This is a genomic window from Streptomyces sp. MAI_2237 (assembly GCF_054189285.1).
The window spans coordinates 597,547-609,702 of record NZ_JAJPGQ010000003.1; the positions used below are offsets into that span (position 1 = coordinate 597,547).

5 protein-coding genes and 2 rRNA genes are annotated in these 12,156 nt (G+C 65.4%); 2 read left to right on the plus strand and 5 right to left on the minus strand.

Annotation, left to right across the window (positions count from 1 at the left end):
• Nucleotides 1-66: 66 nt before the first annotated feature.
• The 3 genes from LN251_RS13005 to LN251_RS13015 all read right to left on the minus strand — a co-directional run bounded on the left by LN251_RS13005 (nt 67) and on the right by LN251_RS13015 (nt 6,201).
• Nucleotides 67-3,187, minus strand: a 23S ribosomal RNA gene (locus LN251_RS13005).
• Between the two features lie 302 nt (nt 3,188-3,489).
• Nucleotides 3,490-5,015: ribosomal RNA gene (locus LN251_RS13010) — 16S ribosomal RNA — on the minus strand.
• The 16S and 23S rRNA genes sit together here, the layout of an rRNA operon.
• Before the next feature lie 637 nt (nt 5,016-5,652).
• Entirely contained in the window at nt 5,653-6,201 is a 549-nt protein-coding gene (locus tag LN251_RS13015) for a MarR family winged helix-turn-helix transcriptional regulator (protein ID WP_458244584.1), read from the minus strand.
• A gap of 145 nt (nt 6,202-6,346) precedes the next feature.
• Here LN251_RS13015 and LN251_RS13020 point away from each other — a divergent pair, with 145 nt between their 5' ends.
• On the plus strand, nt 6,347-7,627 hold the full coding sequence (locus LN251_RS13020; protein ID WP_458246712.1) for an MFS transporter: 1,281 nt from the start codon (nt 6,347-6,349) through the stop codon (nt 7,625-7,627).
• A gap of 40 nt (nt 7,628-7,667) precedes the next feature.
• Here the strand turns inward: LN251_RS13020 and LN251_RS13025 are convergent, their stop codons facing one another.
• Complete coding sequence (locus LN251_RS13025; protein WP_458244585.1) at nt 7,668-9,320, minus strand: ATP-binding SpoIIE family protein phosphatase; 1,653 nt, start codon at nt 9,318-9,320, stop codon at nt 7,668-7,670.
• Between the two features lie 232 nt (nt 9,321-9,552).
• A complete protein-coding gene (locus tag LN251_RS13030; RefSeq protein WP_458244586.1) occupies nt 9,553-10,932 on the minus strand; it encodes an NAD(P)/FAD-dependent oxidoreductase in 1,380 nt (459 codons plus the stop codon).
• A gap of 382 nt (nt 10,933-11,314) precedes the next feature.
• On the opposite strand from LN251_RS13030, the gene LN251_RS13035 reads away from it, so the two are divergent.
• The gene (locus tag LN251_RS13035) at nt 11,315-12,085 is read left to right on the plus strand and encodes a TetR/AcrR family transcriptional regulator (protein WP_458244587.1); all 771 of its coding nucleotides are present in this window, start codon (nt 11,315-11,317) and stop codon (nt 12,083-12,085) included.
• The last annotated feature ends 71 nt before the right edge of the window (nt 12,086-12,156 follow it).

Genomic DNA, 12,156 nt, shown 5'->3' on the forward strand with positions numbered 1-12,156 from the left:
TATGAAGTTAGACCGGAAAAAAACACGGTCGTTGCCTCAGAACTAACACAGTGGACGCGAGCAACTGAGGACAAGCCCTCGGCCTATTAGTACCGGTCACCTCCACACGTTACCGTGCTTCCAGATCCGGCCTATCAACCCAGTCGTCTACTGGGAGCCTTACCCCATCAAGTGGGTGGGAATACTCATCTCGAAGCAGGCTTCCCGCTTAGATGCTTTCAGCGGTTATCCCTCCCGAACGTAGCCAACCAGCCATGCCCTTGGCAGAACAACTGGCACACCAGAGGTTCGTCCGTCCCGGTCCTCTCGTACTAGGGACAGCCCTTCTCAATATTCCTGCGCGCGCAGCGGATAGGGACCGAACTGTCTCACGACGTTCTAAACCCAGCTCGCGTACCGCTTTAATGGGCGAACAGCCCAACCCTTGGGACCGACTCCAGCCCCAGGATGCGACGAGCCGACATCGAGGTGCCAAACCATCCCGTCGATATGGACTCTTGGGGAAGATCAGCCTGTTATCCCCGGGGTACCTTTTATCCGTTGAGCGACGGCGCTTCCACAAGCCACCGCCGGATCACTAGTCCCGACTTTCGTCCCTGCTCGACCCGTCGGTCTCACAGTCAAGCTCCCTTGTGCACTTACACTCAACACCTGATTGCCAACCAGGCTGAGGGAACCTTTGGGCGCCTCCGTTACTCTTTAGGAGGCAACCGCCCCAGTTAAACTACCCATCAGACACTGTCCCTGATCCGGATCACGGACCCAGGTTAGACATCCAGCACGACCAGACTGGTATTTCAACGACGACTCCACCCATACTGGCGTATGGACTTCAAAGTCTCCCAGCTATCCTACACAAGCCGAACCGAACACCAATATCAAACTGTAGTAAAGGTCCCGGGGTCTTTCCGTCCTGCTGCGCGAAACGAGCATCTTTACTCGTAGTGCAATTTCACCGGGGCCTATGGTTGAGACAGTCGAGAAGTCGTTACGCCATTCGTGCAGGTCGGAACTTACCCGACAAGGAATTTCGCTACCTTAGGATGGTTATAGTTACCACCGCCGTTTACTGGCGCTTAAGTTCTCAGCTTCGCCACACCGAAATGTGACTAACCGGTCCCCTTAACGTTCCAGCACCGGGCAGGCGTCAGTCCGTATACATCGCCTTACGGCTTCGCACGGACCTGTGTTTTTAGTAAACAGTCGCTTCTCGCTGGTCTCTGCGGCCACCCCCAGCTCACCGTGTAAAACGGATCACCGAGTGTGGCCCCCCTTCTCCCGAAGTTACGGGGGCATTTTGCCGAGTTCCTTAACCATAGTTCACCCGAACGCCTCGGTATTCTCTACCTGACCACCTGAGTCGGTTTAGGGTACGGGCCGCCATGAAACTCGCTAGAGGCTTTTCTCGACAGCATAGGATCATCCACTTCACCACAATCGGCTCGGCATCAGGTCTCAGACACATGAGCGGCGGATTTGCCTACCACTCGTCCTACACCCTTACCCCGGGACAACCACCGCCCGGGATGGACTACCTTCCTGCGTCACCCCATCACTCACCTACTAACCGCTTGGTTCGGCGGCTCCACCACTCCCCTTTGCCCGAAGGCTCCGGGGCGGCTTCACGGCCTTAGCATCACGATGCTCGATGTTTGACGCTTCACAGCGGGTACCGGAATATCAACCGGTTATCCATCGACTACGCCTGTCGGCCTCGCCTTAGGTCCCGACTTACCCTGGGCAGATCAGCTTGACCCAGGAACCCTTAGTCAATCGGCGCACACGTTTCCCACGTGTGAATCGCTACTCATGCCTGCATTCTCACTCGTCAACCGTCCACAACTACCTTCCGGTGCTGCTTCACCCGGCAGACGACGCTCCCCTACCCATCACAGCGGGCGTTGGCCCTCATGCTGCAATGACACGACTTCGGCGGTACGCTTGAGCCCCGCTACATTGTCGGCGCGGAATCACTAGACCAGTGAGCTATTACGCACTCTTTCAAGGGTGGCTGCTTCTAAGCCAACCTCCTGGTTGTCTGTGCGACTCCACATCCTTTCCCACTTAGCGTACGCTTAGGGGCCTTAGTCGATGCTCTGGGCTGTTTCCCTCTCGACCATGGAGCTTATCCCCCACAGTCTCACTGCCGCGCTCTCACTTACCGGCATTCGGAGTTTGGCTAAGGTCAGTAACCCGGTAGGGCCCATCGCCTATCCAGTGCTCTACCTCCGGCAAGAAACACACGACGCTGCACCTAAATGCATTTCGGGGAGAACCAGCTATCACGGAGTTTGATTGGCCTTTCACCCCTAACCACAGGTCATCCCCCAGGTTTTCAACCCTGGTGGGTTCGGTCCTCCACGAAGTCTTACCTCCGCTTCAACCTGCCCATGGCTAGATCACTCCGCTTCGGGTCTTGAGCGTGCTACTGAATCGCCCTATTCGGACTCGCTTTCGCTACGGCTTCCCCACCCGGGTTAACCTCGCAACACACCGCAAACTCGCAGGCTCATTCTTCAAAAGGCACGCAGTCACGAGACACCAGCAAGCTGATGTCCGACGCTCCCACGGCTTGTAGGCACACGGTTTCAGGTACTATTTCACTCCGCTCCCGCGGTACTTTTCACCATTCCCTCACGGTACTATCCGCTATCGGTCACCAGGGAATATTTAGGCTTAGCGGGTGGTCCCGCCAGATTCACACGGGATTTCTCGGGCCCCGTGCTACTTGGGTGTCTCTCAAACGAGCCGCTGACGTTTCGACTACGGGGGTCTTACCCTCTACGCCGGACCTTTCGCATGTCCTTCGCCTACATCAACGGTTTCTGACTCGTCCTGTCGCCGGCAGACGACAGAAGAGAGATCCCACAACCCCGCATGCGCAACCCCTGCCGGGTCTCACACGCATACGGTTTGGCCTCATCCGGTTTCGCTCGCCACTACTCCCGGAATCACGGTTGTTTTCTCTTCCTGCGGGTACTGAGATGTTTCACTTCCCCGCGTTCCCTCCACTTGCCCTATGTGTTCAGGCAAGGGTGACAGCCCATGACGACTGCCGGGTTTCCCCATTCGGACACCCCCGGATCAAAGCCTGGTTGACGACTCCCCGGGGCCTATCGTGGCCTCCCACGTCCTTCATCGGTTCCTGGTGCCAAGGCATCCACCGTGCGCCCTTAAAAACTTGGCCACAGATGCTCGCGTCCACTGTGCAGTTCTCAAACAACGACCAGCCACCCATCACCCCACCGACAAGCGGTGAGTTCACTGGGGCCGGCGACTGAGGAAAACCATTCCCTCAGACACCCAACAGCGTGCCCGGCCAGCTCCCGCCCGGAGATCATGCGTTCCACGCTCTTACGAGCAGTACTAGCAGCCTCCGACCCAGAACCCGGCCGAATAGTCAACGTTCCACCCATGAGCAACCAGCATCAGACATTCGCTGATGTTCTGGCCTCTGACCGAGCGAACTCGGTAAGAAGTGCTCCTTAGAAAGGAGGTGATCCAGCCGCACCTTCCGGTACGGCTACCTTGTTACGACTTCGTCCCAATCGCCAGTCCCACCTTCGACAGCTCCCTCCCACAAGGGGTTGGGCCACCGGCTTCGGGTGTTACCGACTTTCGTGACGTGACGGGCGGTGTGTACAAGGCCCGGGAACGTATTCACCGCAGCAATGCTGATCTGCGATTACTAGCGACTCCGACTTCATGGGGTCGAGTTGCAGACCCCAATCCGAACTGAGACCGGCTTTTTGAGATTCGCTCCACCTCACGGTATCGCAGCTCATTGTACCGGCCATTGTAGCACGTGTGCAGCCCAAGACATAAGGGGCATGATGACTTGACGTCGTCCCCACCTTCCTCCGAGTTGACCCCGGCGGTCTCCTGTGAGTCCCCATCACCCCGAAGGGCATGCTGGCAACACAGAACAAGGGTTGCGCTCGTTGCGGGACTTAACCCAACATCTCACGACACGAGCTGACGACAGCCATGCACCACCTGTACACCGACCACAAGGGGGCGCCTGTCTCCAGACGTTTCCGGTGTATGTCAAGCCTTGGTAAGGTTCTTCGCGTTGCGTCGAATTAAGCCACATGCTCCGCCGCTTGTGCGGGCCCCCGTCAATTCCTTTGAGTTTTAGCCTTGCGGCCGTACTCCCCAGGCGGGGAACTTAATGCGTTAGCTGCGGCACCGACGACGTGGAATGTCGCCAACACCTAGTTCCCACCGTTTACGGCGTGGACTACCAGGGTATCTAATCCTGTTCGCTCCCCACGCTTTCGCTCCTCAGCGTCAGTAATGGCCCAGAGATCCGCCTTCGCCACCGGTGTTCCTCCTGATATCTGCGCATTTCACCGCTACACCAGGAATTCCGATCTCCCCTACCACACTCTAGCTAGCCCGTATCGACTGCAGACCCGAGGTTAAGCCTCGGGCTTTCACAATCGACGTGACAAGCCGCCTACGAGCTCTTTACGCCCAATAATTCCGGACAACGCTTGCGCCCTACGTATTACCGCGGCTGCTGGCACGTAGTTAGCCGGCGCTTCTTCTGCAGGTACCGTCACTTTCGCTTCTTCCCTGCTGAAAGAGGTTTACAACCCGAAGGCCGTCATCCCTCACGCGGCGTCGCTGCATCAGGCTTTCGCCCATTGTGCAATATTCCCCACTGCTGCCTCCCGTAGGAGTCTGGGCCGTGTCTCAGTCCCAGTGTGGCCGGTCGCCCTCTCAGGCCGGCTACCCGTCGTCGCCTTGGTGAGCCATTACCTCACCAACAAGCTGATAGGCCGCGGGCTCATCCTTCACCGCCGGAGCTTTTAACCCTCACAGATGCCTGCGAGAGTGTTATCCGGTATTAGACCCCGTTTCCAGGGCTTGTCCCAGAGTGAAGGGCAGATTGCCCACGTGTTACTCACCCGTTCGCCACTAATCCCCACCGAAGTGGTTCATCGTTCGACTTGCATGTGTTAAGCACGCCGCCAGCGTTCGTCCTGAGCCAGGATCAAACTCTCCGTGAATGTTTTCCCGTAATCGGGATGAACACCACGAGAGCGGAACAGTCAGGCGGAATAGGCCCGACCGTTCACAGCGTCCTCGCTGTGTTTTCTTCAAAGGAACCTCGCCACCAGGAAATCCCGGTGTCGGGGTATCAACATATCTGGCGTTGACTTTTGGCACGCTGTTGAGTTCTCAAGGAACGGTCGCTTCCTTTGTACTCACCCTCTCGGGCTTTCCTCCGGGCTTCCCTTCGGTCTTGCGTTTCCGACTCTATCAGACCGTTTCCCGATCCGATTTCCTCGGCGCTTTCCAGGTTCCCGCTTTTGTTTCGCGGTTTCCTTTCCGGCGTTTCCGACTCTATCAGATCCTTTCGGCGTCTGATTCCCCGTCAGAGCGGGTTGTCTTCCCGGCTGTTGGGCCGTTCCGACGTCTCAAACCTTAGCGGATCCTCTCGGCGATTCCCAATCGGGCCGCTGAGATCCAAGTCGAATTGAATTCGGGCACGCCGAAATCAACCCGGCTGGGAGATCGTGCTGATGGTTTGGTTTGCCGCTGCTGCGGCGGAGGTGTTGCCGAAGAACCGTTACGGCCCCGTGGCAACCCGAAGAACTTTACGGATCCGGCGATGGCCTGTCAAGCGCCCGCTGTCAACATCTTTTAGTCCAGGTCGGTGAGGCGTCCGCCCGCGTCCGGCTGGGCGTGCTCCACCCTGCGGAGCAGGCGGATGAGGACCTCACCCAGGGCCGTGCGGTCCTCGGCCGAGAGGTCCTGGAGGAGATCCTCCTCGAAGACCGTCGCAAGTCGCATCGCCTCCAGCCACTTCTCGCGGCCCTCCACCGTCAGCTCGACGATGACGCGGACCCGGTTGGACTCGTCCCGTTCCCGGGTCACCAGTCCCTCGGCGACCATGCGGTCGATCCGGTGGGTCATCGCGGCCGGCGTCAGGCCGAGGCGCTTGGCGAGGTCGCTGGGGCCCAGGCGGTAGGGGGCGCCGGAGAGGACGAGGGCCTTGAGGACCTCCCACTCGGCGTTGCTGATGCCGAGGGCGGCGGTCTGCCGGCCGTACGCGACGTTCATACGGCGGTTCAGCCGGGACAGCGCCGAGACGATCTTCTCGACCTGGGGGTCGAGGTCCCGGAACTCTCGCTGGTACGCGGCGATCTGCTCTTCGAGTGTCGGCTCCGTGGCGCCGGGGGGCTCGGCCATGTGAGCAGTATCCCACGCCCCTGCTTTGCCTCGAAGTCCTTGAATATGTACTCTTCGATATCGAACTTTAGCTTTGAAGTCTTCACTCCTAAGCTCTTCGGAGCGAGGCTTCCATCAGATGAGAGAGGTGAACGTGACCAGGGCGATGGGCGCAGCGATGCGCCGGATCCACGTGGGCAACGCACTCAGCGCGTTCGGGCTCGGTTTCACCGTCCCCTACCTGTACGTCTATGTGGCGCAGGTGCGGGGGCTGGGTGCCATGACGGCGGGGCTGGTCCTCGCCGTCTTCGCCGTGGCCGCGTTGATCGTGCTGCCGTTCGCCGGGCGGGCCATCGTCCGGCGCGGTCCGCTGCCGGTCCTGATCGCCGCCCTGGTCACCGCCGCCGTCGGTGCGCTGGGCCTGGGGTTGGCGGCCACGTCGACGACCGTGCTGCTCGCGGCCGCCGCGCTCGGGGCCGGGCAGGCCGTGATGCAGCCGGCGCTGGCGACGATGATCGTGGACGTCTCCACCGCGGACACCCGCTCGCGCGCCTTCGCCACGCAGTTCTTCCTGCAGAACCTCGGGCTCGGCGTCGGCGGGCTCATCGGCGGTCATCTTGTGGACGCTACGCGCGTCGACTCCTTCACCCTGCTGTTCTCCATCGAGGCGGCGATGTTCCTGGTGCTGGCGGGGGTGATGGCGACGGTTCGGATGCCGCGTGCGCCGCGCATCGAGGGTGCCCCCGCGTCGGCGGGCCGGGGCAGCTGGAAGCAGCTGCTCGGCAACCGGGCCATGGTGCAGCTGTCCGTGCTGGGCTTCGTGCTGTTCTTCGCCTGCTACGGCCAGTTCGAGTCGGGGCTGAGCGCGTACGGCGTCGAGGCGGCCGGGATCTCCACGTCCGCGCTCGGGACCGCGTTGGCCGCCAACACCCTGATGATCGTCGTCGCGCAGTTCGCCGTGCTGAAGTTCGTCGAGCGCCGGCGCCGGTCCCGGGTGATCGCGGGGGTCGGGCTGATCTGGGCCGTGGCGTGGGTCGTGGCGGGGTACGCCGGGCTCGGGCACGGCAGCCGGGAGATGGCCACGGCCGCGTTCGTGTCGACGTACGCGCTGTTCGGGCTCGGGGAGGCGATGTTGTCGCCGACGGTCGCGCCGCTGGTCGCCGATCTGGCGCCGACGGGCATGGCGGGGCAGTACAACTCGGCGTTCGCCCTGGTCAAGCAGCTCGCGCTGGCCGTGGGGCCGGCGGTGGGCGGCCCGATGGGGGCCTCGCTGCACGCGCCGTACGTGGTGACGTTCCTGCTGTTCTCGCTGGGCATCACCGTCCTCGCGCTGCGGCTGGGGCGGCGGCTGACCGCCGTACAGGACCAGCCGTGGCTGGCGCGGAGCCGGAGCAGGGTCGTCGCACGGGGCGGGACGTCCACGGGGGCTGTTGCCGCGGAGGCGTGAGCCGGCGGCCGTCGTGGGCGGTCACCGGCGGCGGGTGCCGTCAGGGCGAGCCCTTCGGCAGGACGAATTCGCACCATACGGCCTTGCCGCCACCCGGGGTCCGGCGCGAGCCCCAGTTCGAGGCGATCGTCGCGACGATCGCGATGCCCCGCCCGGACTCGTCGCCCGGTTCGGCGCGGCGGCGGCGCGGCAGGTGGTCGTCGCCGTCCGTCACCTCGATGATCAGGCGGCGGTCCGTGCGGCGCAGCCTCAGGCGCATGGGCGGGATGCCGTGCTGCAGGGAGTTGGCGACCAGCTCGCTCGCCGCGAGGACGCCGAGGTCGTGCAGCTCGGCGGGGAAGCGCCAACTGGTCAGGACACCAGAGGCGAAGGCACGCGCGCGTGGGGCCGCTTCGACGCCGCCGAGGAGTTCCAGGGCGGCGTTGCGGAACAGCTCGCTGTCGGTGCCGGTGCGGGCGGGGTGCTGCAGGACCAGGACCGCCACGTCGTCGTCGTGGTCGGCGGTGACCCCGGCCGAGCGGACCAGACGGTCGCAGACCACCTGAGGGGTGCCGGTCGCACCGGACAGGGCGGCCTCCAGGGCCGCGATGCCCTCGTCCAGGTCCGCGTCGCGGCGCTCCACCAGGCCGTCCGTGTAGAGCACGGCCGTGGAGCCGGGGCCGAGCGGTACGGAGCCGGAGGCGTGCATCCAGCCGCCGGTACCGAGGGGCGGGCCGGTCGGCTCGTCGGCGCGCTGGACGGCGCCGGTCTCGTCGCGGACCAGGATGGGGAGGTGGCCGGCGGAGGCGTACACCAGCCGGCCCTCGTTCGGGTCGTGGATGGCGTAGACGCAGGTGGCGATCTGGTTGGCGTCGATCTCCGCCGCGAGGCCGTCGAGGAGCTGCAGGACCTCGTGCGGGGGCAGGTCGAGACGGGCGTAGGCGCGGACCGCCGTGCGGAGCTGGCCCATGACGGCCGCGGCGCGCACGCCCCGGCCCATGACGTCGCCGATGACCAGGGCCGTGCGGCCGCCGCCGAGGGTGATGACGTCGTACCAGTCGCCGCCGACCGCGGCCTCGGTGCCGCCGGGCTGGTAGGTGGCGGCGATGCGCAGGTCGTCGGGCTGTTCGAGCTCCTGGGGCAGGAGGGAGCGCTGGAGGGTGACCGCGGTCTCGCGCTGGCTGCGTTCGCTGGCGCGGAGGCGTTCGGCGGCCTCGGCGTGGTCGGTGACGTCGGTGGCGAAGACGAGCACGCCCGCGTGGTCGGCATCCGTGACCGGGGTGCAGGTGAAGGTGTAGGAGCGGCCGTCGGGGGCCTTGCGGCTCTTCAGGGTGCGGGGCCTGCCGCTGCGCAGCACCTGGTCGAGGAGCGGGAGCAGGCCCAGTTCGGCGAGTTCGGGGAGGGACTCGCGGGTGGGCTCGCCGAGGGGGCGCAGGCCGAAGGCGGTCACGTAGGCGTCGTTGACGTAGGCCACGCGGTGGTCGGGGCCGTGCAGGAGGGCGACCAGGGCGGGGACGCGGTCGAGGACCTCACGGACGGGGAGTTCGTCCACGGCGGGCAGGTGGGGAGCCTCTTGGGTGAGTTGTTCGGCGCGGGCCGAGGGGACGGAGCCCGCGCCGTCGGCCGGGCGGTCCGGGGCGACCGTGTGGTCGGTCCGCGCTGCCGCGCGGCGCTGCGTTCCGGGGAGCCGGGCGTTCCAGCGCGTGAAGTTCACGAATCCTTGCCTCGTGTCGTCGTCTCCGGCGTCTTCGGAGTCCTGGCGCGGCTCCGGTCCCTGCCGGAGAAGTGGGGCGTGACGCCCCCTGGGTGCAGCACGGTGGGAAGAGCCTCTTGGGTTCGAAGGGTGAGCGGGCGCTCGCCCTGGGGCGGGGATCAGTCTGGCAGTGTGGCCTACCGGAGCGACATCCGTCAGACGCCCACCCGGTCGGTGGAGTTCCTGGGTCCGGTCAGGACGACCCCTTCGGGTCGTCCGCGGGATCGACAGGAGGCTTTCCACCGGCAGCGAGTTCGAACTCCGCTCGGGGATGTTCGAGCGAGCCGAGCGAGACGATCTCCCGTTTGAAGAGGCCCGAGAGGGTCCATTCCGCCAGGACACGGGCCTTGCGGTTGAAGGTGGGCACCCTGCTGAGGTGGTAGACGCGGTGCATGAACCAGGCAGGGTAGCCCTTCAGCTTGCGCCCGTAGACGTGTGCCACGCCCTTGTGCAGACCGAGTGAGGCCACCGAGCCGACGTACTGGTGGGAGTACGTCTGAAGCTCCTCGCCGCGCAGCGCGTGGGCGATGTTGTCGCCGAGGACCCTGGCCTGGCGGACGGCGTGCTGGGCGTTGGGGGCGGTCTCCCTGCCCGGTTCTTCGGCGGTGACGTCGGGGACGGCGGCCGCGTCGCCCGCCGCCCACGCGTGCGGGGTGCCGTCGATCGTCAGCTGGGGGGTGCATTTCAGCCGTCCTCGCGCGGTGAGCGGAAGGTCGGTGGCGGCGAGCAGCGGGCTGGGTTTGACGCCGGCCGTCCAGACGATCGTGCGGGTCGGGAAGCGGGCTCCGTCGCTGAGGACGGCGATGCGGTCGGCGCAGGACTCCAGGCGGGTGTTCAGCCGTATGTCGATGTTGCGGCGGCGCAGCTCGGTGACCGTGTAGCGGCCCATCTCCTCGCCGACCTCGGGCAGGATGCGGTCCGAGGCCTCGACCAGGATCCACTTCATGTCCTCGGCCTGGACGTTGTGGTAGTAGCGCGTGGTGTAGCGGGCCATGTCCTCCAGCTCGGCGAGCGCCTCGACGCCGGCGAAGCCGCCGCCGACGAAGACGAAGGTGAGGGCCGCGTCGCGGATCTCCGGGTCGCGGGTGGAGGAGGCGATGTCCATCTGCTCGATGACGTGGTTGCGCAGGCCGATGGCCTCCTCGACCGACTTGAAACCGACGGCGTGCTCGGCGAGGCCGGGGATGGGCAGCGTGCGGGAGATCGAGCCGGGCGCGAGGACGAGTTCGTCGTACGGCAGTTGCTCGGCGCCCGTGCCCTCCTCCTCGGTGGCCAGGGTGGTGAGGGTGGCGGTGCGCTTGGCGTGGTCGATGGAGCGGACCTCGCCGACGACGACGTGACAGTGGTCCAGGACGCGGCGCAGCGGAACGACGACGTGCCGCGGGGAGATCGCGCCGGCCGCCGCCTCAGGGAGGAAGGGCTGGTAGGTCATGTACGGGTCGGGAGTGACGACCGTGATCTCGGCCTCGCCCCGCGCGAGTTCCCGTTTCAGTCTCCGCTGCAGACGCAGGGCCGTGTACATCCCGACGTAGCCGCCGCCGACAACGAGAATGCGCGCACGTTCCTTCACCATCCCATGACGCACCCAGCTCTTGAGTTTGTCCACAGCCTCGACAATTTGTGTGACCGCGGGCCGGGGATCTCCGGAGTTGGCCGAATTGCCGGAGTGCCCACAAGGAGCGCAGGTCAGTGGGCGTGCGCCGGGGGGCGCGGAGGGGTGCAATCGGGACGTATACGACTCGTGCTCCGATCGGGGGGCGCTCCGTGCGGAACCTGCCCCTTCTGAATTGACCCCCTCTCAACTATGTTCGTGAGTCGACGGGGTGTAGGGGGATGCGCTTCATCGGATCGGAAGTCCGCGACGGGCGGCCCGACGGTCCTGCTCCTTCGCACGCTCCGGCTTTCAGTGGCGGGGAGAGTCTCCGGGGGGAGACGTCATTACCGGGGGAACGCTTATGCATGTTCAGGACTCTCATTGGTCGTCCGCGTCCGCACTCGCGGCCGGCGGCATGATGAGCGCGGCGGCGGGCAACGGACGCGGGGACCAGACGCGTACGACGCCGCTGCGCGTGGACGCACAGCGCAATCTGGAGCACGTGCTGCGCGCGGCGCGCGAGGTCTTCGGCGAGCTCGGGTACGGCGCGCCGATGGAGGACGTGGCGCGGCGCGCGCGGGTGGGTGTGGGGACCGTGTACCGGCGGTTCCCGAGCAAGGACGTCCTGGTGCGCCGGATAGCCGAGGAGGAGACCTCCCGGCTGACCGACCAGGCCCGGGCGGCGCTCGGGCAGGAGGACGAGCCGTGGTCGGCGCTGTCGCGCTTCCTGCGGACCTCCGTGGCGTCGGGTGCCGGCCGGCTGCTGCCGCCCCATGTGCTGCGGGTCGGCGTCGCCGAGGAGCGGGACGGCAGGAGCGTGTTCGACGAGGCGCGGGTGCCGCTGCAGCGGACCCAGCCCGGCGCCGGCGAGTTGCGGCTGGTCCCCGAGGGCGGTTCGGCGGGGATGGCCGCGGACGACGACGCGGGCGCCTCGGCGCTGCTGGAGGTCGTCGGGCAGCTGGTGGAGCGGGCCCGGGCCGCGGGTGAACTGCGGGCCGACGTGTCGGTGTCCGACGTGCTGCTGGTGATCGCCACCGCCGCGCCCTCGCTGCCGGACGCGGCCCAGCAGGCCGCGGCGTCCGCGCGGCTGCTGGACATCCTGCTGGAGGGGCTGCGGTCCCGGCCCATCTGACGGTCGCGGGTGGGGGGCCGCCCGGCTCCCGGCCGGGCCCGGGCTCCCACCCGCCCCGCCCGACGGCGGTG

Bases quoted from the DNA above. Each gene is read 5' to 3' on its own strand.
- LN251_RS13015 (WP_458244584.1), bottom strand. From the start codon at position 6,201: ATGGCCGAGCCCCCCGGCGCCACGGAGCCGACACTCGAAGAGCAGATC.
- LN251_RS13020 (WP_458246712.1), top strand. From the start codon at position 6,347: ATGGGCGCAGCGATGCGCCGGATCCACGTGGGCAACGCACTCAGCGCG.
- LN251_RS13030 (WP_458244586.1), bottom strand. From the start codon at position 10,932: ATGGTGAAGGAACGTGCGCGCATTCTCGTTGTCGGCGGCGGCTACGTC.
- LN251_RS13035 (WP_458244587.1), top strand. From the start codon at position 11,315: ATGCATGTTCAGGACTCTCATTGGTCGTCCGCGTCCGCACTCGCGGCC.